Source organism: Candidatus Neomarinimicrobiota bacterium (assembly GCA_021157965.1).
GTDB lineage: Bacteria > Fidelibacterota > Fidelibacteria > Fidelibacterales > Fidelibacteraceae > Fidelibacter.
In genome coordinates, this window is record JAGGVO010000048.1 from 26,868 (window position 1) to 47,780 (window position 20,913).

The following is a 20,913-nucleotide window of genomic DNA, read 5'->3' on the forward strand; positions in this document are numbered from 1 at the left end:
CTATGATCGGTAAAGAGAAAATCCGTCAGTTATCCAGACAATCCTTTTACGGGCAGTGGACCATTACCCATAAAATTTCCCGGGATGTAATCAATTTTGCTATGTCCGAACCTCATTTTCCCATGCCGGCCAATATCCGGAATGCTGCCCAGGAGATTGTTTTGTCTGAGGATTTATCCTATACGGATACGGCCGGATTACCCCGGCTTCGCAATCTGATAGCCCAGGATTATAAACTTCCGGAAAAAGGATATGAGGTTTCTGTTACCGGTGGTGCCTCTGAAGCCCTTTTTTCCGGTGTGATGGCTCTGAGTGAACCCGGTGACGAGATTCTGATACCTGGTCTGGGAAATCCCAGTTATGAAGTGGTTGTCAGACTGGCGGAATGCACCCCTGTCCGTTATCCCATTCAAGCAGATAAACGTATCCCCGTCCTCCCGGAACGAATATGCAGCCTTTTTACGGATAAAACCCGCATAATCATTCTGAACACCCCCATGGATCCTACAGGACAGGTAATTGATAAAATTGTCCTGGAAAATATTGCCGATATATGCCTGGAAAAAGGGGTCCTGTGTATGGTTGATGAATCATACCGGGAAATTACTTATGAAAGTAAAGCCTTTTCTCTGTCCGGATATAACCCCAATGTGATTACCTATACCAGTATATCCAAACTTTTTGCCATGACCGGTTGGCGACTTGGATGGATTATCGGGTCGAAAGAATTGCTGGAACCGGTTAATTTTCTGAGAAATTACTCCACAACCTGCGCGCCGGCTATCAGTCAGCGCGTGGCTATCCGGATTTTGGAAGGGGCCGGGAGTGAACACCGGGATAAAATTATTTCAATACTGGCCAACCGGAAAAAATTAATGCGCGAGCTTCTGACTCAGCATGAATTGTACTCTGCTACAACGCCTTTGGGCGGGTATTTTCTTTTTCTTAATTACCAGGAGTATTGTAAAAAAGAGATCAGCAGTATTGATTTTGCTAACCTCCTGCTGGAAAAGTACAAAGTGGCCGTTGTGCCGGGTGTTTATTTCGGAGAAGAAGGAGAAGGACATATCCGCATTGCCTTTGCCACGAATGAAAAATCCATTCAGGAAGGATTTGCCAGAATCCGACAGTGTTTGACTGATTTGAATAAAAAGAATTAATACCTCTATGACAGAGATGATTAAACCCTTTTCGCATCTCTATTGGATGCGATTTGCGTATCAGGAAGCGGAAAAAGCCTTCGAAATGGGGGAAGTTCCCGTCGGCGCAGTACTTGTGCTGAATAATCACATTATCGGCAGGGGACACAATATGTGTGAAACGCTTCAGGATGCCACAGCCCATGCAGAAATCCTGGCCATTACAGCCGCTTCCGACCACCTGAAATCCTGGCGCCTGGAAAAGACAACACTCTATGTTACCCTTGAACCGTGTCTCATGTGTGCCGGTGCCATGATCAATGCACGAGTTCAAACAGTTGTTTATGGACTGGAAGATCCCAATGCCGGCGCCTGTGATTCCCTCTATCATCTCTGCGAAGACCCCCGCCTGAATCACCGGCTCCATGTTCACAGCGGCTATATGCGTGATCAGATTAAAGAACTGATGAATATTTTTTTTCAACGGTTGAGAGGGAAGTAGGGGGCCGTCGACAGTGGACAGTTGGCAGTGAGAAGTGCCGCGTGACGAGGGGGATTGCCTGCCATGTGAAATGGGACCCGGTTTATCGGAATATTTCACAGGAGATTTGACCGACACACCAAGAGCAAAAAGATGACCGGCATCTCGATACGTCCGCCTGGCGGCATTCAATAGCCGCTTTGCGGCTTTCAAAAGGCACGAGCATGCCCGTGGCAAATCCTCGTTATTCGTCACGCGTTACTCGTCACTATCCCAGACAAACCAGCTCCCCTTTCACAGGGCAGACAATCATCCAATCTAATCAATCGCCTGTCGCCTGTCCACTGCCGACTGTGAACCCATAAACAGCGAACGCAGTGAGCTCCCAACGTCCCAACGTCTCAACGTCTCAACATCTCAACATCTCAACATCTCAACATCTCAACGTCTAAACGTCTAAACATCTCAACGTCTCAACGTCTAAACGTCTAAACATCCCAACGTCTCAACGTCTCAACGTCTCAACGTCTCAACATCTCAACGTCTCAACGTCCCAACGTCTCAACGTCTCAACATCTCAACGTCTCAACGTCTCAACATCTCAACATCTCAACGTCTCAACATCTCAACATCTCAACGTCTCAACGTCTCAACGTCTCAACGTCTCAACATCTAAACGTCTCAACATCTCAACGTCTCAACGTCTAAACGTCTCAACGTCTCAACGTCTAAACGTCTCAACATCTCAACATCTCAACGTCTCAACATCTGAACGTCTGAACGTCTCAACGTCTCAACATCTCAACGTCTAAACCTTCTTTGAGCTTCATAAATAATCTTTTAACTTTCATTTCAATAAAACCCTAAGTGGAGACAGGTTGTGATACAAGCGTTGGATGCTCTGAAAGCTACGTTAAAAGGTGAATTGTTCACGGATAATGCCACACGGATCATTTATGCCACAGACGGATCTGTCTATCGGGAAAAACCACTGGCAGTCGCATGGCCGAAAGATGAAGACGATTTAAAGGAATTGATTCGCTTTGCCCGGTTGAACAGCACATCGCTTATCCCCCGGACTGCGGGGACCTCTCTGGCCGGTCAGGTGGTGGGAAACGGGATTGTGGTGGATGTATCCAAATATATGACTGAGATTCTGGAAATTAACCCGGAGGAAAAATGGGTCCGGGTTCAGCCGGGTGTAATTCTGGATCATTTAAACTTCTTTCTGAAAGATTATGGACTCTTTTTCGGACCGGAAACATCCACTTCCAGCCGCTGTATGATGGGGGGAATGGTGGGAAATAACTCCTGTGGAGCCCACCTTCCTATTTACGGAAGCACCCGTGAACATACCCTTTCGGTTAAAGCCCTGCTCAGTGACGGTTCAGAAGTGCTTTTTGAACCCCTCTCGGCAGAAGCCTTTCATGCAAAAACCCGTCTGAATACTCTGGAAGGAAGGCTCTACCGACATATTCAGGAAATGCTTGAAAATCCCGTTAACCGCAATCTAATCCGGGATAATTACCCAAAACCCACAATTCCCAGACGGAATATGGGTTATGCCCTGGATATCCTCATGGAAATGCAACCCTTCAATCCACAGGGAAAACCGTTTAATTTTTCATCCCTTTTAGCGGGATCGGAAGGGACTCTGGCTTTTTTCACCGAAATCACATTGGGTCTGGTGCCGCTGCCCCCAAGAGAAACAGCTGTTGTCTGCTGCCATTTTGAAAAACTCGAAGAAGCTTTCCATGCCAATTTAATTGCCCTGAAATACAAACCCGGTGCCGTTGAACTTATGGACAGGTACATCATGGATTGTACTAAAAACAATATCGGTCAACGAAAGAATCGTTTTTTTCTTCAGGGGAATCCTGCCGCTCTGATGATGGTGGAATTTCGCCGGGATAGCCGGGATGAACTGGATGCATTGACAAATGCCATGGAAAAAGAGATGCGTGCCGCCGGTTATGGATATGCATTCCCTGTTTTATGCAATGACATGGCTGACAGGGTGTGGGAACTCAGAAAGGCCGGTCTCGGACTGCTCTCCAATATCCCCGGAGATACCCGGAGTGTCACGGTGATTGAAGATACGGCCGTAGATGTGGAAGACCTGCCGGCCTATATGAAAGAATTTGATAAGATCCTGAAAAAATACGGTAAAGAAAGTGTTTACTATGCCCATATCGGCTCCGGGGAGCTTCATCTGCGTCCCATCATTAATCTGAAAGACTGTGATGAAGTGGAAATATTTCGTTCCATCCTTATGGATGTGGCTCAACTGGTGAAAAAGTACCGGGGATCTCTCAGCGGGGAGCACGGAGACGGTCGCCTGAGGGGAGAGATGATTCCCTTAATGATCGGTGACCACAATTACCGGCTTCTTCGTCAGTTGAAATTTACCTGGGATCCCAACAATTTATTCAATCCGGGAAAAATTGTAGATACTCCACTCATGAATACACACTTGCGGTATGAACCCGGACTGCCACTCCGGGAGGTTGAAACTGTCTTTGATTTTTCACGGGTCCGGGGATTTGTCCGGGCTGCCGAAAAATGTAATGGATCAGGGGATTGCCGCAAAACCGAAGTTTCCGGTGGTACCATGTGTCCCAGCTATATGGCAACCCGGGATGAACATCATGTAACCCGCGCCCGGGCTAATATCCTCCGTGAATTTTTAACCTATTCACCTAAAGATGACCCTCTGGATCATGAAGAAATCTATGGAATCATGGATCTCTGCCTGAGCTGCAAGGCGTGTAAATCTGAGTGTCCATCCGGTGTGGATGTGGCAAAATTAAAAGCTGAATTTCTTCAACATTATTATGACCTTCATGGAGCGCCTTTTCGTTCCAAATTGATTGCCAATATTACAAAACTCAACCGCCTGGGCTCCCTGTTTCCCGGATTGACGAATTTCTTTTTTAAAACAGGTTTGTTCCGAAAACCCTTCATGTCCATGATTGGATTTTCGGTTAAGCGGACCCTGCCTTTACTCCACACCGTAACCCTGGAAAGATGGATGCGACACTATGTCCGCACACTTCAAAAAGATAAAGGGAAAAGGCGGGTCTACCTGTTTAATGATGAATTTACTAATTTTCAAGATACACCCGTTGGGATTGATGCCATCCGATTGCTGACCCGTTTGGGATATGATGTAAAAATCCCCAGGCATAAGGAAAGTGCCCGGGCAAGTTTATCCAAGGGGTTTTTGAGAAAAGCAAAGGTTCTGGCTGAAAAAAATGTTTCCATGCTGAAGGAGTTGATTTCGGAGGAATCGCCCCTTATCGGACTTGAACCGTCAGCTATTCTCACCTTCAGGGATGAATACCCCGAACTGGTGGGAGAGGAGCTGAAAGAAGATGCAAAAAAACTGGCAAATCATGTCCTCATGATTGAGGAATTTCTGGTACTGGAAATGGATGCAGGACGGATCAACCGGGGAGTTTTCACTACTGAAGAGAAACATATTTTGCTCCATGGTCATTGTCAGCAGAAGGCTGTGGCTTCTACGGCCCCGACCCTGAAAATGCTTGCCTTTCCGGAAAATTACAAGGTGAAAGAGATTCCCAGCGGATGCTGCGGAATGGCAGGTTCGTTCGGATATGAGAAGGAACATTATGAGGTGTCCATGAAAGTAGGAGAACTTGTCCTTTTTCCGTCTGTCCGCAACGCTTCTCCTGATACAATCATTGCTGCTCCGGGGACCAGTTGCCGGCACCAGATTAAAGACGGAACAGGTCGAACTGCTTACCATCCCGTTGAAATACTCTATCAGGCTCTTAAGAAGTAGGATTTGTTATGGTATTGAATATTGTCTGGATATCCTTTTTTGTTATTGCATGGCTTGTGGGACTCGGGCGTCTGATTTTTCTTGGGGATACGCAGATTTTTCCTGATTTGATCAACAGTACCTTTGATATGGCCAAAACAGGACTGGAGATTTCTCTGGGATTGGCCGGCATCATGACACTCTGGCTGGGATTGATGAAAATTGCTGAAAAATCCGGTTGTATCCAGCTTTTGGCCAGGGGCGTCAATCCCCTTTTCAGCCGGCTTTTTCCCGGAATTCCCTCTGGACACCCGGTTTATGGTTCCATGTTGATGAATATTGCTGCCAATATGCTTGGACTTGAAAATGCAGCTACTCCTCTGGGACTGAAAGCCATGAAACAGCTTCAGGATCTGAATACGGAAAAAGATACGGCCACGGATGCCATGATCATGTTTTTGGTGATGAACACATCGGGACTTATGATTTTACCGGTGGCGATTATGATGTACCGGGCCGAAATGGGCGCTGCCGCTCCGGCGGATATCTTTATCCCTATCCTGATTGCCACGTTTTTCTCCACCTTTTGCGGGATCTTTGCTGTGGCATTCCACCAGAAAATCCGGCTGCTGGATAGGGTCCTTCTGGGATATCTTGGCGGATTTCTCCTCTTTGTCGTGGGAATTATTGCCTTTTTCTCAACCTTAACGCCGGAAATGATTAATCAGGTTTCCCTTATTGCCGGTAATCTGATTCTTTTTTCCGTGATTATTTTTTTTATCGGAATGGGATTCCGGAAAAAACTGAATGTGTATGAAGTCTTTATCGACGGTGCAAAGGAGGGATTCAGCACAGCCATTGTCATTATTCCCTACCTCATTGCCATCCTGGTTGCTGTCGGCGTGTTCAGAACTTCCGGTGCCCTGGAAATGCTGATTGATCTTTTAGCTAAAGGTTTTGCCGCATTGGGATTAAATACGGAATTTTTACCGGCATTACCTACAGCCCTTATGCGGCCCCTCAGTGGAAGTGGTGCCCGCGGACTCATGATTGAAGCCATGCAGCATCACGGCCCGGATAGTTTTGTGGGAAGACTGGTTTGTATCATGCAGGGCGCTACGGACACAACCTTTTATGTGATTGCCCTTTATTTTGGTTCTGTGGGAGTAAGGAAAACCCGCTATGCCGTTTCAGCCGGACTCACTGCCGATTTTGCCGGTATAATTGCCGCAATTCTTGTCGCTTATCTCTTTTTTAGCCCGTAATGGAGGTCCTATGAAAAAATATCTTTTTTCACTGTTTGTTTTCTTTCTTTTGAACAATTTGCTTTTCCCCTGTACATCAGCGGTTATTACGGGGGATGCGAGCCTGACCGGTCGTCCCATGTTGTGGAAACACCGGGATACCGGCTCTCTGGAGAATAAAATTGTCCGTTTTATGGGGGATAAATATGCCTGCACCGGGATTTTCAATGTATCTGACACCCTGAATAAAGAACTCTGGATGGGGAGCAACGAAGCCGGTTTCAGTATTATGAATACGGCATCTTATAATGTGAATGCCGGGGTGGAATGGAACAAACAAAAGGATCAGGAAGGGATCTTTATGAAAAAAGCCCTGGGGCAATGTGCTACCGTGGAAGAATTTGAAGCGTTTCTCAAGTCCCAGTTAGGGGAATGGGGTGTTGAAGCGAACTTTGGTGTTATAGATGCAAAAGGAGGTGCTGCCTATTTCGAAACAGGGTTTTATGACTATGTTAAATATGATGCCACCGATAAAAATATTGCCCCGGAAGGCTATCTGATCCGGACAAATTTTTCTTTTTCCGGTGAACCGGAAGACGGTCAGGGTTACATTCGTTATGCCGAAACAGCGGACCTTTTCCGGCGGGAAATACTGAAAGGTGGATTAAGCGTGGAATTCATCCTGAAAAAGGCAACACGGAACATGCACCATGGCCTGATGAAACGGGATATTTGGGATTCTTATTTTCCGAAAGATTTTTATGATGAATATATGGTGTCTCTTCAGGATTATGTGGTTCGATTCTGGTCTGCTTCTGTTTTGGTGGTGGAAGGGGTGAAACCCCATGAAAACCCGGAAGGCACGACATTGTGGACCCTGATTGGATTCCCCCTGACTTGTGTCGTAACACCTGTGTGGATTGGTGCGGGAAATGAAATACCTGCCATAATACAATCGGAGAATGGAGAAAATCCTCCCCTGGTCGATTGGTCTCTGCAACTGAAAGCATATTGTTTCCCCTATGAAAAAGGAAACGGGGAATCCTATATCAATACGGCACCCCTGAAAAATCAGCAAAACACAGGTTTTTTGCAGAATCTTATTCCCCGGGAAGATATAATTATTTCAAAAGCCAGGGTTTTACAGGAACGATTCTGTAAAAAGGGTGTAAATAAAAAAGATATAAAATATTTTAACAAGTGGCTGGATGGCCATATCCGGTCCCTTTATGAGTCAACATTTGAACAAATGGGTAATCCATGAAACGTAAAAATCTGATTCTGATACTTTTAATTGTTTTAGTTCTTGTCTTTCTGTTTTATCGTTTTCTCCCAACGAATGAGGAAAGTACAGAGATTATCATAACGCCGAAAACCGGACTTTTCAGGGTGACGATTACAACTACGGGGGAATTGAAGGCGAAAAATTCTACAGAGATCCGTGGACCTGCAAATGCCCGGAGAGCCCGTATTTACGAGATGAAAATTTTAAAACTGGTCTCCGAGGGGACCGTGGTGGATTCCGGTGATTTTGTGGCCAGTCTGGACAGGTCAGAGCTGGAGAGTAAGATCAAAGACGTCCAACTGGCTATACAAAAGGCAGAAAGTCAATATCAACAGGCTAAGCTGGATTGTACCCTGACCCTTGCAAATGCACGTAATGAACTGATTAACCTGGAATATGCCCTGGAAGAGCGTCTTTTGATGAAAGAACAGGCGAAATACGAAGCCCCGTCGGTTGCCAGACAGGCTGAGATTGATTATGATAAAGCTGTCCGTGCTCTTGGGCAGGCAAAGGAAAACTATAAAACTAAAGTGAAGCAGGCCATTGCCAAAATGTCTGAAGTGGATTCCGATCTTCGGAAGAACCGGAATGAATACCAGGAATATCTGGATCTGATGAAGGAATTTACGATCTATGCCCCTGAAAAAGGGATGGTGATATATAAAAGGGACTGGAACGGGAACAAGATAACGGAGGGTTCCACCATCAATGCCTGGGATCCGACAATTGCCACTCTGCCTGATTTGAGTGTGATGCAATCCATCACCTATGTCAGCGAGGTGGATATCCAAAAAGTAAAAACGGGCATGCCGGTCGAGGTCGGCCTGGATGCCGATCCGTCCAAAAATCTGACGGGGGTTGTCACCTCTATTGCCAATATTGGTGAACAACAGCCCAATTCAGATTCCAAGGTTTTCGAGGTGGAAATTGAAATCAATGAAGCCGATTCCACTCTCCGGCCGGCTATGACAACCAGTAACACTATTATCATCGCATCCCTCGACTCTGCACTATATATTCTCCTGGAGGCATATCATGCAGAAGATTCACTGGAATTTGTCTTTAAGAAAAGTTCTTCCGAACCTGTAAAACAAGAGGTGGAGACTGGATTGAAAAATGAAAATGAAATTGTGATCACCCGGGGATTAAAACCCACAGATAAAATCTTTTTATCAATCCCCGAAAACGATGAAGACCTTGAAATTATATATTTACCGGATTCCAAATGAGTTTGCATTATCATTGGTCAGTTCAAACCCTTTTGAATTTACATATAGCCCTGGATGCCATCCGGCAAAATAAGCTGAAATCCCTCTTAACATCTTTGGGGATTATTTTTGGGGTTGCCAGTGTGATAGCTATGCTGGCCATTGGATCCGGCGCCCGTCAGGAGATACTGGAACAAATGTCCCTGTTGGGGGTGAACAATATCATTATCCGGCCGGTCATCAAACAGGAAGAAGGTCGTGTACAGGATGGATCGACCAACCAAAAAACAAACAATGGTGAAAAAAAGATTAAATTTACCCGGGGTCTCACACTGGAAGATGCTCAAACCATAAAGACCACTATTCCCCATGTTGATTTTGTCAGCCCCGAAATCGTTTTGGAAACAACAATAATCCGCTCCGGGTACCGCCGCTCTGGCAAGCTGGTGGGTGTGAATAATGAATATTTCAAAACAACGGATTTTGAAATATGTGAAGGGTCTTTTTTTACTGAAAGTCAGCAGGACCAGGCTTTGCCCGTCTGTGTCATCGGGTATGATATCGGTGTCCGTTTTTTCCCCGGTGAGAATCCTTTAGGAAAAAAGATAAAATGCGGGAAAAACTGGCTGACTGTTATAGGTGTATTGAAAGAACGAAAGATTGCGGAAGAATCTTTTGAACATCTGGGACTTAGAAACACCAATCTGGACATCTACGCGCCTGTAAAAACAGTTTTACTCCGCTATATCGACAGATCCCGGATTTCTCCCCGGGATATCATGGCTGTCTCACGCCAGCGGAACCGGTCACAGGAAAGTAATTACCACCAGATCGACCGGCTTGTGGTACGGGTTGATGATTCACAATACATCACCACAGTTTCCGAAATTATTGCCCGTATGCTGACACGGAGACATTATGATGTGGTTGATTTTGAAGTGATTGTTCCTGAACAATTATTGCAACAGGAACAGCGGACCAAGCGGATTTTCAATATGGTATTAGGTGCTATTGCTTCCATATCCCTGGTTGTAGGTGGTATCGGAATTATGAATATTATGCTTGCTTCGGTGATGGAGCGGATCAAGGAAATCGGCGTCCGCCAGGCACTGGGTGCAACTCGTCTGGATATTATGCTCCAGTTCTTGCTGGAAGCTATTACAATTTCTGTAACAGGGGGGATTATCGGAATCTTTCTGGGAATTTTCCTCAGTTATGTGATTGAAGAAATTACAGGTATCACAACCGTTGTTTCGACTATTTCAATTGTAGTATCTTTTGTTGTTTCGATCTCGGTAGGACTCATTTTCGGCAGCTATCCTGCCAATCAGGCAGCCCGGAGGGATCCCATTGAATCATTAAGATATGAATAAGTGAGTTTTGATATGCGATCTGTCATGCTTTTCTTTGTGTGTTATTGCCTTCTTTTTTTTACGAATGGTACCTGGCTTTATGCCGAAGAGGGGGAACCTTTTGAATTAACTTTGGAGAATGCCCTGGACTATGCCCGGGTTCACAGCCCCAATCTGGAAATGGTCAGACAGAACTTTTTGAATGCCCGGTGGAATTATGAAGCTTTTATGAAGGATTTTTTCCCCGAAATCTCATTGTCGGGAAATATTCCGGGTTTAAACCGGAGCATCAGAAGTGTCCAGCAGCCGGATGGGACTCTCTTATACCGCTCCCAAAGCCAAACCTATGGGACGGCAGCTTTGGAAATCCGTCAGAAAATTCGATGGACCGGAGGTACCCTCTCTATGAGTAGCGGACTTGAACGCTTTGACAATTTGAATACAGATAGTTATTACTGGCGTGCATCTCCCTTTATCGCTTCTTACCGACAACCTTTATTTGCTCCCAATGCCATGAAATGGGAACATAAATTACAGAGCATCCAATACGAATTGGCCCGGCAGGCTTTTGAGGAAGATGTCAATACATTGAATGTCCAGATCGTAAACGCATTCTTTAATACCTATATCGATCAGATCAATCTGGAAATTGCCCGGATAAACCATACGGTGAATGATACCGTATACAACCTTTCCAAACGGCGATATAGTGTGGGGAAAATCGCTGAAAACGATTTACTGCAAAGTAAACTGGAACTCATGAAGGCCGAAACAAATCTGGAATCTGCTCAATTTGAGCTGGAAAGATCCATGAATGAACTCAAAATGCTTCTGGGAATGCCCGAAGATACGGAATTCAGTATTACGGCTCCCCTGCACATCCCGGAAGTGAATATCGACCGGGAAGAATTCCTTTCCAAAGCCCTGACCGGTTCATCTGAAATATTAAGGGACAGCCTTTCGGTTTTATCTGCCGAACAGGCACTCAAAGATTTGAAATCCAAGAGAAGAATAAGTGCTGATCTGACCATGAGTTTCGGTTATAACCAAACCGGAGAGAATATTCGGGATTTGTATGAGAATCCCTTTGACCAGGAGCAATTCACCATGGGGCTTGATATTCCCCTTTTTAACTGGGGGAAAAACCGTGCAGAAATTAAAGCTGGTGAATCAGCCCTGAAATCAGCTCAAATCCGGGGGAATCTAACCCGAAAACAAATCCGGGAAGAATACTCAAATGTCTTAAAGCGGTTTGACCAACTGAAAAGACAGGTCCACATTGCTGCACAATCTGATACGGTGGCTCAACGCCGTTTTGAGGTGACAAAAAATCGCTACCTGATCGGGAAAATAGATATTACCCATTTGTTCATGGCTCAGCAGGAACAGGATTTAGCCCGAAGGACCTATATTCAGACGCTGAAAAATTTTTGGATTTCTTATTATCAGATCCTTGGAATTCTGAATAGCGAGACGGGATGAGAGGACGAAAGGGCGAAGGGGTCGAACTCCAAAGTAATTGAACCCCGAAGGTGCTTGAATTTTTAAACGTTACGAAGTAACTATTGAACGCCGAGCCCGGCGAGATATGATAACCCATGAACCCATGCTAGAAACTGCCAATGGCAGGCGGTGCATCGGGAGACCCATGAACCCATCAAGAGCCCATCAACAGCGAACGAAGTAAGCACCCAACGCCTCAACGTCTCAACATCTCAACGTCTCAACGTCTCAACGTCTCAACATCTCAACGTCTCAACATCTCAACGTCTCAACGTCTGAACGTCTCAACGTCTCAACGTCTCAACATCTCAACGTCTGAACGTCTCAACGTCTCAACGTCTCAACATCTCAACGTCTCAACGTCTCAACGTCTCAACGTCTCAACGTCTCAACGTCTCAACATCTGAACGTCTCAACGTCTCAACGTCTCAACGTCTCAACGTCAAAAAGGATTCTCCAACGCCTTAACGCCTTTCTCTTCCAATAATTGATCGTACATAAGGATATTGATTTTCTTTTTTTTCAGAAGGGATTGAAAGGCCTCGGATTTCAGAGCATCCAGTTCAGCCTGACGGTGCCGGCTCATTTCTTTGAGTCCCCAGGAGTGTGTATCAGTAAGAGCATTCATTTCAGGCGTCGTTTTTCCAATATGGCATACAAGCAGGTAAGTCCCCGTGTCCGGCAGATTTTTAATATTAGCGATCAATGAATCGGTTTTACAGTGAAAGTCTACAGCGTAAATACTTTTCATATCTTCTTCACCATAGAAACGGGAAATGCCAATTTGATATTCCCCGGCCAGCTTCATGAGCAGGTCCTGATACTCCGGTGTTGAGGCGGCGGTGCCCATGTGATAATCCATATAAGAAATATTTATTCCGGAACGGATAGCCCGTTCTATTTGTGCCCGGAGCTCCTTTTCCACTTCGGAGAAATCCGGTTTGTTGGCTTCAAAAAGCGCACGGGTTGGAAAGAAAAAACCGTTAGAATCCACCAGACTCGGTACACTTTCCCGTCCCGAAACAGGCCCCCACTTGTATTCCTGCCACTCACTGTTTAGTACAAGGTGGATTCCCACACTTACATTGTCATATTCTTTTAAGATATTGATACCCTCCAGGTACCACCCGCACGGGAACATAACCGAGCAGTTAATGGGAAGCCCGGTGTCCAAAAGCTCCTTGACAGCCAGGTTTACGGAATGGTTCATGCCGATATCATCACAACGGATAATCAGGTTGGCAGCAGCCATACTATAGGAATGGATAAATAATACGAGTAAAAAACTCATAATGATTCTTTTCATGGAAAATCCTCCGTTTAATTGATTGATTAAAATTAAGCAACGGTGATATTTTCAGCAATATTCTTATTTGGGCATTATGTTTTAATCAGGAGTGCCACCGATTCAATATGAGGTGTATGGGGGAACATATCCACGGGTTGAATTTTAACCAGAGAATAGCCGTTTTCCGCCAACATGGCCGTATCCCTTGCCTGTGTTGCAGGATTGCATGAAACATATACGATTTTCGGCGGAGCCAGGTGAATCAACTGTTTGACAAAATCGGGATGTAATCCCGCCCTGGGAGGATCTACAACAGCCAGATCAGGTACCGGCAAGGATTGAATCAGATCCGGATTTTTTTGAAAAAATTTATCCAGATTGGCTTCAAAAAAGTGGCAATTGGAAATCTTATTTTTCTCTGCGTTTTTCCGTGCGTTTTCTACGGCATCCCGGATCATTTCAAAACCCAATACCTGTTTTGCTTTTTGGGATAAGTAAAGGGCAATGGACCCGGTCCCGCAATAGAGATCCCAAACCGTTTCCTGTCCCGTCAATTCGGCAAAGTCTTCCACAAGAGAATAAAGCTGTTCAGCACCGGCAGTATTGGTTTGAAAAAAACTGTTGGCAGAAATTTCATAGTGAATGGGACCGATACGGTCATGAATAATACCCGGCCCATGGAGGCGCCACTCCTTTTGACCGAAAGCGGTCATTCCGAGGGAATCATTGATGTTATTTACCACAGTAGTGACCGATGGAAAACACCGGGTTATATTTTCTACGATCGGTGTCAGTCTTTCAGGCGTGTCATCACGGGTTACAAAATTGACCATGATTTCACCGGTATGGTATCCTTTTCGGATTACCACATTGCGCAGATAACCCTCATGAGTCCTGGCGTTGTAAAGAGAAAGGCCTTCTGCTTTTACCTGTTTCCGGATTTCCTGAAACAGGGCATTTCTTTCCTCATCCTGCAGAAGACAGGATTCAATATCCAGAATTTTATCAAAACGCCGGGGAGCATGAAGGCCCAGAGCAAAATCCCGGGAGGTTCCGGGATCGTTCTCTTTCATAAACCACCGTTTTGTTCCGGCTGAGAATTCCATTTTATTCCGGTATCCCCACAATACCGGTGATCCCTTGACCGGAAGTATTTCCGTTTTCAATCCTCCAAGGTGGGTGAATACTTCACGGATTTGCATTTCTTTAATTTGACATTGGGTTTCATAGTCCAGATTTTGGAAGGTGCACCCGCCGCAATCGGAAAAATAAGGACAGGGGGGAGGAGTATAATTCGGACTTTCTTTCAAAATTTCTTCAATGATGGCTTCTGCATAATGCGGTTTGCGTTTAATGATTTTCACGCGGAGTGATTGACCCGGAAGTGCATCACGGACAAAAATCACATAATCATTTAAACGGGCAACACCTTTTCCACCGAAGGCGATACTTTCAATGGTAACTTCCCGAATGGAGTTTTTTTTCACCGGACAGGGGTTATTCATACATATCCCGGGTTATAAGGACGGTATTTGTGAATTTGCAAACTTAAAGATAAAAAATAATATAAATATATTAATAACAATATAAACTTGCCACTTTTGTTGTAGTTCCCTATATTACCCCCGGGGCGGGGGGCGAGGACATGCGGATTATCATATATGTTCATGACTTTATAATAGACTTTTCCACCTGACGTTGATGTGGTTTAGTATGAGTCTGTCCCGGCTTTTTGACCCATGACGATTTTTACGCCTGATGAAGTTCCTAACCGGGTAGCTCCCGCCTTTATCATGGCCAAAGCCGTTTGGATATCCCGTATGCCTCCGGATGCCTTGACTTCCATTCGTGATCCAACGGTTTTTTTTAACAGTTTAACATCTTCCACCGTTGCTCCTCCGCTGGAAAAACCCGTAGATGTTTTAATAAAATCTGCACCGGCTTTTTCACTGAGTTCACAGGCCAGAATTTTTTCTTCATCACTTAACAGGCAGGCTTCGAGAATCACCTTGACCTTAATCCGGTTATTTTGGGTTGCTTTTTTTACAGCCTCTGTTACAGCCCGGATATCCGTTTCAACATCGATAAACTTACCGGATTTCAGGGCGTTGATGTTCATTACCATATCCACTTCGTCAGCCCCGTCTTCAATAGCTTGCAGTGTTTCAGCAACCTTTACAACGGTTGTATTGGCTCCCAAAGGGAAACCGATAACCGTACAGACCTTGACATCAGTATCCTTTAACTGTCCTTTACATAAAGATACCCAGTAAGGGTTAACACATACTGAAGCGAACTGATATTCCTTTGCTTCCTGACATAGTTGAATAATCTGTTCCTGTGTTGCATCAGGTTTCAGCAGTGTGTGATCAATATAACGGGATATGTTTTCATTTTTTGTCATGATGTTATCCTGGTTTTGGTTTGTGGGTTTCCCGATGTACCGTCTATATCGGTTTTCGGGGTTGTCGCTTTAGGTTTATGGAAGATTCTGGCACTGCTTTGCAGTGTTCAAAAAAAAACTTAAACGCCGAAGGCCCTGGAATTCTCTTCATTCAATTCTCAATTCATCCCGACACTCATAACTCTCTTTTTATTTCTCCAATCATCGCTTCTCCAAGAGATTCGGCTTCTTCAAGGGTCGGTGCTTCTGAATAGACCCTTAAGATAGGTTCAGTATTGGATTTTCGAAGGTGCACCCACCGGTCTCTATCGAGAATTTTCAACCCGTCAGTCGTATCGATTTCTTTTTGTGCATACCTTTTTTTCAATGTTGTGATAATGGTATCGGGATCAGATTTGCCAATTTCAACTTTTTTCTTGCTCATCCGGTACTGAGGCAGGGAGGCAAAAATATCGCTGAGTGGTTTGTCTTCATCGGTCAGTAACTGGAGGATTAAAGCAGCACCAACCAGGCTGTCCCTCCCCAGATGAGAGTCGGGCAGAATCACGCCTCCGTTTCCTTCGCCGCCGATGACGGCTTTTTCGGCCTTCATTGTTGCCGAGACATTGATTTCACCAATGGCCGTACGGATGATTCTCCCCCCTAAATGCTTTGTCACTTTGTCCACGGCCAGGGTTGTAGACAGGTTGGTGACAACCAGAGGTTTTTTTATGGTTGTTTTGGAAAGGACCGTTTTTACAGCCATGACCAGTGTATATTCTTCGGAAAGGTATCGCCCGCCTTCATCGACAATGGCCAGACGGTCTGCATCGGGATCTACGGCCATCCCAAGATGGGCTTTGTGCCTGACAACGGCATCCATTAGGTCCTTCAGATTTTCCGGAAGTGGTTCTGGTGTGTGGGGAAAATATCCGTCCGGCGTGCAATTGATTTCGATGACATCACACCTCAATTCTTTGAGAAGCGCCGGTAGTGCCAGAGAACCTCCCCCGTTGACAGCATCTACCACCACACGGAATTTTTTTTGCCGGATCATTTCCACCTGGATATAGGGAATCTCAAGGATGTTTTCAATATGGTCCGACAAGGCTGTTCCTTCTTCTCTGTAGGATCCGAATTCCCCGCTTTTTTTAAAGGGCTTATCAGAGAGGTTTTTCAGGGACATGATTTTCTGCACCTGCTCTGCATTCATAAAGAGTCCCGTATGATCAATATACTTGATTCCATTCCAGGGAAAGGGATTGTGACTGGCGGTGATGGCAATTCCAGCATCGGCGCCCTTTTTTTCTGTCAGTAGCTGGACAGTAGGGGTGGGGACAATTCCGATATTAATGACGTCAATTCCCATCCATTGCAGGGTTGCACTGAAAATACGGACGATGGCTTCTCCGGAGGGACGGGAATCCCGACCGATGATCACGGTCCCTTTCGACTGGAGATAGGTCCCCAGAGCAGAAGCATACTGAACGATATGTGTCGGTTGCAGACTGTCTCCGATGGTTCCACGGACACCGGAAATCGATTCAATGAGCATGGTTTATTCTCCCTGATATGGAAAAGTCCGGAATCCTCCGGACTTCTCAGGCTTACTTACTGTTTCGAAGTCGTCTCAAGCGTCTCTCTGCCTTGGCCCGGCGGATCCGTTTGTCCTGACTGGGTTTCACATAATAAGAGATCTTATTGATGTCTCTCATGATCCCGGCCTTTTCAAACTTTTTCTTGAAACGCTTCAGTGCTTTTTCCAGTGGTTCGTCTCTGTGTACAGTTACTTGAACCATTGTGAAAAGTCACCACCTTTCTGTTATGTTAACATTAGCCTAAATATGACCTTAATTTCCGGCTTCGGGACTTATGTCGCAGTCGTCGGATAGCCTTTTCTTTAATTTGCCGCACCCTTTCACGGGTCAGATTGAATTCTTCACCGATTTCATTAAGGGTGAGAGCATATTCACGGTCTATTCCGAAATACATCTTGATCACATCCCGCTCCCGGTCTTTTAATGTGTCCAGTGCGGCACGAATTTCAGATTCCAGACTCTCATCCATTAAAAGATGATCCGGAGTTTGCTGTCCACTGTCCTCAATAATGTCAATCAGCGAGTTTTTTTCACCATCACGAAATGGAGCGTCCAGAGAGTGGTGCCGGCGGGAAATCCGGACAGCATCGGAAATCTCGTAGGTTTTGAGTCCTAACTTATCTGCAATCTCATCCGGATTGGGCGTCCGTTCACCTGTCCCTTCCAACTCTTCTGCAGCCCGGGTAATCTTGGTGATTGTCCCTACCCGGTTCAGTGGAAGCCGGACAATCCGGCTGTGTTCCGCCAGAGCCTGCAAAATACTTTGCCGAATCCACCATACGGCATAGGAAATGAATTTGAATCCCCGGGTCTCATCAAAGCGTTCTGCCGCCTTGATCAAACCCAGATTTCCTTCGTTGATCAGGTCAGTCAGGGGTAAACCCTGTCCCTGATAATCCTTTGCCACACTTACGACAAACCGTAGGTTGGCCTCGCATAACTGCTTTAATGCCCGGCGATCTCCCTGTTTAACCCGCTTTGCCAGTTCAATCTCTTCTGCCGGTTTTAACGGTTCAAAATGCCCGATTTCATCTAAATACCGGCTCAATGCCCTGTTGGCATCGTTTGTCGAACGCTGTTTCTTGCGTCTCCGGGTCTTTGGTTTTGTCTCCGTTGTTTTCTTTTTTTGCATAATTCCCCATTTTAACACAACAAAGAAATGTATTGTTTCTATCTTATAAATTCAATGAATATTTGGGGATTTCGTTACAATTTTACGTTTAGACGTTTGGTCAACTAATATTTAGTTGTATAATGTTAAATAAATTGATATGGTCGTTTGGAATCATATGATATTAGTGTAAAAAATATAATTAATATTAAATTATAAATATTATAATATCAATTTGCATTCTAATGGTTTTTATTTTAAGATTTAACAATACAAAAAGAAGGTGTGGTTATGGCTACTCATAAAGATTTGGATGTCTGGAAAGAATCCATCAATTTTGTTGTCAAAATATACAAGTTTACAGAAACTTTTCCTGATGATGAGCGATTTGGACTTATAAGTCAGATCAGAAGGGCGGCCATTTCAATCCCTTCCAATATTGCTGAAGGTGCTGCAAGGCAAACGAATAAAGAAAATTTGTATTTTTTATATGTAGCATTAGGCTCAATAACTGAATTAGAAACACAATTAATCATTGCTGAAAAATTAAACTATTTAAAACAAAATGAAGATTATTTCGATTGGCTTCAAGCAATTAAAGCAAAATTGATTAGTTATATTAGATATGTGAAATCTCTCAAGCCAATCAAAATCTGAAAATTTTTGCATTCCAACATCTCAACATCTGAACGTCTCAACGTCTCAACGTCTCAACGTCTCAACGTCTCAACGTCTAAACGTCTCAACGTCAATATTCCCTTGAATTTCCCCCTTATTTTCTTCAATTTCTCACTGACTTAAGAAAAAAAGGACGGATTATGGCTATTTCTTATAAAACGATTATCGGAGCAGGACTGGGATGGGTCCTTTTGGGACCCATCGGCGCGATTTTGGGAGGTATACTGGGATCTCGGCTGGATGAACGGGAACAGGGAGGAACTTACAGACTAACTGGAGGGCATCCCTACGGACGGCCTTCAGGACAGACACAAATGGGCGATTTTTATGTGAGTCTGATTATTGTTTTTGCCTATGTCGTCAAGGCCGATTCCAAAATCCGCAAAGGGGAAGTGGAATATGTCAAACAATACCTGATGCAGAATATCTCCGATCAGAAATTTGTCCAGGAATTGATGTACCTTTTTAAACAAACTTTGGAAAGGGATATAGATATTTCCGGTGTGGTCCGTCAAATCTCGATGTACCTGGATTTGTCCTCCCGCATCCAGTTTTTGCACCTTCTTTTTGGCCTGGCTCAGGCGGACGGACAAATTGATCGGACCGAACGGAATGCCATTGAGAAAATCGCGATGAACCTGGGCTTTTCTATTCAGGACTATGAATCTGTCCTCAATGTATATCAACCAAAAAGTGATGATGCCCTTTACAAAATTCTGGAAGTGAGCCCGGATGCCTCCGATGATGAAATCAAAGCCTCCTATAAACGGCTTGCCCGTCTTTATCACCCTGATAAAGTGGCACATCTCGGACCGGATTTGGTAAAAACGGCCGAGGAAAAGTTTAAAATGATTAATGATGCTTATCAGCAGGTTCGCACGATTCGGCAGTTTTAAATGAGAGCCCGGGAAAAACAGGTTAAGCCAAAGGTTTATGCAACCGGGCTTCTTGTCTATGATCATGTGTTGTTTCTGGATTCTTATCCTGCCCTGAATGAAAAACGGGTTACATCGGATTTTCACCGTTTTTTCGGCGGTCCTGTATCAAATGCCCTTGCCTTTCTGTCCCGATCCGGTGTGGAAACAGCATTGTTCACGGCGGTAGGTGATGATGATACAGGCCGCTCGGTTATCCGTGAAATCGGAGAACAAGGTGTCAAGACTGATTTTATACAGTTCAAAAGGAATACGGCAAATCCGGTCGCCAATATTCTTATTGAAAAATCCAAACACGGAAAACGAACGGCTATTCTGTCCCACGATGAAAGATGTTATCCCGTGTATCATGCCGGTTTTGTTGAAACCATGACTGCCGGAGATATCCTGCTCCTTGAAGGCTGGTATGTAGAAACCGAATACCGGATTTGCCGGGAGGCTCATGAGAAAGGGGTTACAACTGTTCTCGATCCGGGCACCCGTGTGTTAAATCTGGAGAAATGGTCTCCCCACATCGATTACTGGCTTGCACCAAAGGAAGGGGTAACCAAAACCCTGGGTTCCATCGACCTCTTTACGGCCTGTCAGTTTTTATCCAAACCACCGGTAAAGATGGCAGCCATAACCTTGGGGGCAGGAGGTGTGGTTTACGGAAACAGGGAAGGGACAGCTTTTCAGCCTGCCTTTCATGTGGATGCTGTGGACAGCAACGGAAGCGGGGATATTTTTCATGCAGGATTTATCTGGGGACTCCTTCAGGGATGGAATGTGCCTGCCTGTGTGGAATTCGGAACAGCAGCAGGTGCTTTTGCAGCGACTTTTATCGGGACCCATTCACCGGAACTGAATGCACAGACTGTGAAGGCCCACTTTGTCTTTAATAATCTCCCTGAATAATATCTTTTTCTCCCGTTTCTTTTTCGG

General features: G+C 45.0%; 17 protein-coding genes. 11 read left to right on the forward strand and 6 right to left on the reverse strand.

All coding sequences use genetic code 11. From position 1 onward, the window contains the following. The first annotated feature begins 2 nt into the window (after nt 1-2). The 8 genes from J7K63_08020 to J7K63_08055 all read left to right on the forward strand — a co-directional run bounded on the left by J7K63_08020 (nt 3) and on the right by J7K63_08055 (nt 11,975). Nucleotides 3-1,160 (forward strand): pyridoxal phosphate-dependent aminotransferase, encoded by a 1,158-nt coding sequence (locus J7K63_08020; protein ID MCD6234967.1) that lies wholly within the window; start codon nt 3-5, stop codon nt 1,158-1,160. Next, a complete protein-coding gene (gene tadA, locus J7K63_08025) occupies nt 1,147-1,641 on the forward strand; it encodes a tRNA adenosine(34) deaminase TadA (GenBank protein MCD6234968.1) in 495 nt (164 codons plus the stop codon). The genes J7K63_08020 and tadA overlap by 14 nt, the downstream gene beginning before the upstream one ends. Before the next feature lie 859 nt (nt 1,642-2,500). After that, on the forward strand, nt 2,501-5,425 hold the full coding sequence (locus J7K63_08030) for an FAD-binding protein (GenBank protein MCD6234969.1): 2,925 nt from the start codon (nt 2,501-2,503) through the stop codon (nt 5,423-5,425). 8 nt (nt 5,426-5,433) lie between these two features. Continuing rightward, nucleotides 5,434-6,669 carry a spore maturation protein gene (locus J7K63_08035; protein MCD6234970.1) on the forward strand — a complete coding sequence of 412 codons (1,236 nt, stop codon included), beginning with the start codon at nt 5,434-5,436 and terminating at the stop codon, nt 6,667-6,669. A gap of 10 nt (nt 6,670-6,679) precedes the next feature. Next, on the forward strand, nt 6,680-7,912 hold the full coding sequence (locus J7K63_08040; GenBank protein ID MCD6234971.1) for a hypothetical protein: 1,233 nt from the start codon (nt 6,680-6,682) through the stop codon (nt 7,910-7,912). Continuing rightward, nucleotides 7,909-9,162: an efflux RND transporter periplasmic adaptor subunit gene (locus J7K63_08045; GenBank protein MCD6234972.1), complete on the forward strand. Its 1,254-nt coding sequence runs from the start codon at nt 7,909-7,911 to the stop codon at nt 9,160-9,162. The genes J7K63_08040 and J7K63_08045 overlap by 4 nt, the downstream gene beginning before the upstream one ends. Beyond that, nucleotides 9,159-10,514 (forward strand): ABC transporter permease, encoded by a 1,356-nt coding sequence (locus tag J7K63_08050; GenBank protein MCD6234973.1) that lies wholly within the window; start codon nt 9,159-9,161, stop codon nt 10,512-10,514. Before J7K63_08045 ends, J7K63_08050 begins: the two co-directional genes overlap by 4 nt. 12 nt (nt 10,515-10,526) lie before the next feature. After that, a complete protein-coding gene (locus J7K63_08055) occupies nt 10,527-11,975 on the forward strand; it encodes a TolC family protein (protein MCD6234974.1) in 1,449 nt (482 codons plus the stop codon). A 463-nt stretch (nt 11,976-12,438) separates the two neighbouring features. Here J7K63_08055 and J7K63_08060 read toward each other — a convergent pair whose 3' ends face one another. The 6 genes from J7K63_08060 to J7K63_08085 all read right to left on the reverse strand — a co-directional run bounded on the left by J7K63_08060 (nt 12,439) and on the right by J7K63_08085 (nt 18,397). Further along, complete coding sequence (locus J7K63_08060) at nt 12,439-13,302, reverse strand: ChbG/HpnK family deacetylase (GenBank protein MCD6234975.1); 864 nt, start codon at nt 13,300-13,302, stop codon at nt 12,439-12,441. A 74-nt stretch (nt 13,303-13,376) separates the two neighbouring features. Then, the gene (gene rlmD / locus J7K63_08065; GenBank protein MCD6234976.1) at nt 13,377-14,789 is read right to left on the reverse strand and encodes a 23S rRNA (uracil(1939)-C(5))-methyltransferase RlmD; all 1,413 of its coding nucleotides are present in this window, start codon (nt 14,787-14,789) and stop codon (nt 13,377-13,379) included. A 203-nt stretch (nt 14,790-14,992) separates the two neighbouring features. Next, a complete protein-coding gene (deoC, locus tag J7K63_08070) occupies nt 14,993-15,688 on the reverse strand; it encodes a deoxyribose-phosphate aldolase (GenBank protein ID MCD6234977.1) in 696 nt (231 codons plus the stop codon). A 175-nt stretch (nt 15,689-15,863) separates the two neighbouring features. Then, entirely contained in the window at nt 15,864-17,222 is a 1,359-nt protein-coding gene (gene glmM, locus J7K63_08075; protein ID MCD6234978.1) for a phosphoglucosamine mutase, read from the reverse strand. A 52-nt stretch (nt 17,223-17,274) separates the two neighbouring features. Further along, nucleotides 17,275-17,466, reverse strand: coding sequence for a 30S ribosomal protein S21 (rpsU, locus tag J7K63_08080; protein MCD6234979.1), 192 nt, complete (start codon nt 17,464-17,466; stop codon nt 17,275-17,277). A gap of 34 nt (nt 17,467-17,500) precedes the next feature. Beyond that, nucleotides 17,501-18,397, reverse strand: a complete 897-nt coding sequence (locus J7K63_08085; protein MCD6234980.1) for an RNA polymerase sigma factor RpoD/SigA — start codon at nt 18,395-18,397, stop codon at nt 17,501-17,503. A gap of 270 nt (nt 18,398-18,667) precedes the next feature. On the opposite strand from J7K63_08085, the gene J7K63_08090 reads away from it, so the two are divergent. From J7K63_08090 to J7K63_08100, 3 genes are all read left to right on the forward strand, one after another. Beyond that, entirely contained in the window at nt 18,668-19,033 is a 366-nt protein-coding gene (locus J7K63_08090) for a four helix bundle protein (protein ID MCD6234981.1), read from the forward strand. Between the two features lie 161 nt (nt 19,034-19,194). Further along, a complete protein-coding gene (locus J7K63_08095) occupies nt 19,195-19,950 on the forward strand; it encodes a TerB family tellurite resistance protein (protein ID MCD6234982.1) in 756 nt (251 codons plus the stop codon). Beyond that, a complete protein-coding gene (locus J7K63_08100; GenBank protein ID MCD6234983.1) occupies nt 19,951-20,886 on the forward strand; it encodes a hypothetical protein in 936 nt (311 codons plus the stop codon). The last annotated feature ends 27 nt before the right edge of the window (nt 20,887-20,913 follow it).

What these genes read in the sequence shown, in the direction of transcription:
- J7K63_08020 (MCD6234967.1), top strand. Translation starts at nt 3, where the DNA reads ATGATCGGTAAAGAGAAAATCCGTCAGTTATCCAGACAATCCTTTTAC.
- J7K63_08035 (MCD6234970.1), top strand. Translation starts at nt 5,434, where the DNA reads ATGGTATTGAATATTGTCTGGATATCCTTTTTTGTTATTGCATGGCTT.
- J7K63_08040 (MCD6234971.1), top strand. Translation starts at nt 6,680, where the DNA reads ATGAAAAAATATCTTTTTTCACTGTTTGTTTTCTTTCTTTTGAACAAT.
- J7K63_08045 (MCD6234972.1), top strand. Translation starts at nt 7,909, where the DNA reads ATGAAACGTAAAAATCTGATTCTGATACTTTTAATTGTTTTAGTTCTT.
- J7K63_08050 (MCD6234973.1), top strand. Translation starts at nt 9,159, where the DNA reads ATGAGTTTGCATTATCATTGGTCAGTTCAAACCCTTTTGAATTTACAT.
- J7K63_08055 (MCD6234974.1), top strand. Translation starts at nt 10,527, where the DNA reads ATGCGATCTGTCATGCTTTTCTTTGTGTGTTATTGCCTTCTTTTTTTT.
- J7K63_08060 (MCD6234975.1), bottom strand. Translation starts at nt 13,302, where the DNA reads ATGAAAAGAATCATTATGAGTTTTTTACTCGTATTATTTATCCATTCC.
- rlmD (MCD6234976.1), bottom strand. Translation starts at nt 14,789, where the DNA reads ATGAATAACCCCTGTCCGGTGAAAAAAAACTCCATTCGGGAAGTTACC.
- deoC (MCD6234977.1), bottom strand. Translation starts at nt 15,688, where the DNA reads ATGACAAAAAATGAAAACATATCCCGTTATATTGATCACACACTGCTG.
- glmM (MCD6234978.1), bottom strand. Translation starts at nt 17,222, where the DNA reads ATGCTCATTGAATCGATTTCCGGTGTCCGTGGAACCATCGGAGACAGT.
- rpsU (MCD6234979.1), bottom strand. Translation starts at nt 17,466, where the DNA reads ATGGTTCAAGTAACTGTACACAGAGACGAACCACTGGAAAAAGCACTG.
- J7K63_08085 (MCD6234980.1), bottom strand. Translation starts at nt 18,397, where the DNA reads ATGCAAAAAAAGAAAACAACGGAGACAAAACCAAAGACCCGGAGACGC.
- J7K63_08090 (MCD6234981.1), top strand. Translation starts at nt 18,668, where the DNA reads ATGGCTACTCATAAAGATTTGGATGTCTGGAAAGAATCCATCAATTTT.
- J7K63_08095 (MCD6234982.1), top strand. Translation starts at nt 19,195, where the DNA reads ATGGCTATTTCTTATAAAACGATTATCGGAGCAGGACTGGGATGGGTC.
- J7K63_08100 (MCD6234983.1), top strand. Translation starts at nt 19,951, where the DNA reads ATGAGAGCCCGGGAAAAACAGGTTAAGCCAAAGGTTTATGCAACCGGG.